Raw genomic sequence first — 1,457 nt, 5'->3', positions numbered from 1 at the left:
TGGCAACTGAACACGCCGACACTGATACGATAATACATGACTACTTCACCCGCATCGCATGACCGTAAAACACCTGCTCACGAACAACATTGAGAATTCGAAGCCCACTCAATAGGGGGAACTACGGACTAGAGTGCTGTTCGTGAGCACCGCCGTGTTAGCCAACGGCCGGGGCCGCTGGTTGGCAATCGCGGCCTCGCTCGTCGTCTCTGCCGCGATGATCTACGCCCAAAAAACAGAGCATCCCTGCTGCGCGGAGACGTCGGCCGCAACTCCGACAGGTAGTGCCGTGGCTGCACCGCCCAGCCCGCCGCCCACCGCCAGTCCCGCGGAGGCGGAGATGCTCGCGGCAAGCGCTCCCGTCGCTGCCCAGGACTTCCAGCTGGCCTTACCCGCCGGTGTCGCATCCGAACAGGGGCTGCAGGTCAAGACCATCTGGGCGGCCCGCGCCATCAGCGTGCTGTTTCCTCAGATCACCACCATCTACGGGTATCGCCAGGATCCCTTGAAGTGGCATCCCAATGGGTTGGCGATCGACGTGATGATCCCTAACCACGACGCTCCCGCCGGTATCGAACTCGGCAACCAAATCGCCGGGTATGCGTTGGCGAACGCGAAACGCTGGGGCGTGCTGCACGTGATCTGGCGGCAGAAAATCTATCCGGGCATCGGCGCCCCGAGCTGGACGGCGGACTACGGTTCAGAAACGCTCAACCACTACGACCACGTGCATATCGCCACCGACGGCGGCGGATATCCCACCGGGCAAGAAACCTACTTCATCGGATCCATGCGGCCCATGCCGCCACGGTGATCAGCGTGATCAGCGGGAATGCCTGGGCCACTGGCACTTTCGCACAGACCAATGCCGCGGTCACCAAGTTGGCGCGGCGCCGGCGCCGGCTGACGTCGGCCGAAAAGCTGTAATCGCCGGCTGCAACGCCTACACCGGCGCCGAGGCTGCCAACGCGGGCCGACGCAGGGACCTAACACCACAACGTATTACATGATTCCGACGCAGAACCTGCCGCTGCTGGATCCGGTGCGGTCGATCCCCTATGTCGAGGATCCGGCTGCAGACTTGCTCCAACCGATCTTGAGACCTCTTGTCAACTGGGGCTACGGGAACCCGGACTATGGCTGGTCCACCGGACCGGCCGATGTGCCCACCCCGTTCGGATTCTTGCCCCGCCTAGCCCGAAGTTAATCCGGGTTTTGGCGGGGATCTGGGGTGTGAGCTGCGGTTCAGTCTGTTGACCCGCAAGAAATGTAGACAAAATAGAGTGTGTCGTTCACGGGATTTCTTCGTCGGGATGGCTAGGATTACCTATATGTCACGCCGTAACGAGAAGGTGCACGTAGCCAAAGTGCGCAGGGCTCACGTGACCGGCTCCGGTGAGAAGCGTTGCTACGAATCGGTGTATCTGCGCCGTACGTTCCGCCAAGGCGGCAAGGTG

Annotated in this window: 2 protein-coding genes; both read left to right on the top strand. The window is 61.6% G+C overall.

The features are described from left to right. Positions 1 to 133 precede the first annotated feature (133 nt). Positions 134 to 814, top strand: a complete 681-nt coding sequence (locus tag EET03_RS12760; protein WP_099194177.1) for a VldE C-terminal domain-containing protein — start codon at positions 134 to 136, stop codon at positions 812 to 814. 120 nt (positions 815 to 934) lie between these two features. Beyond that, positions 935 to 1,207 carry a PE-PPE domain-containing protein gene (locus tag EET03_RS12755; protein WP_279637696.1) on the top strand — a complete coding sequence of 91 codons (273 nt, stop codon included), beginning with the start codon at positions 935 to 937 and terminating at the stop codon, positions 1,205 to 1,207. The last annotated feature ends 250 nt before the right edge of the window (positions 1,208 to 1,457 follow it).

The organism is Mycobacterium innocens (genome assembly GCF_900566055.1).
GTDB classification, from domain to species: Bacteria; Actinomycetota; Actinomycetes; order Mycobacteriales; family Mycobacteriaceae; genus Mycobacterium; species Mycobacterium innocens.
The sequence above is the reverse complement of the archived record's forward strand: the minus strand, read 5'-3'. Positions and strand labels throughout refer to the sequence as shown.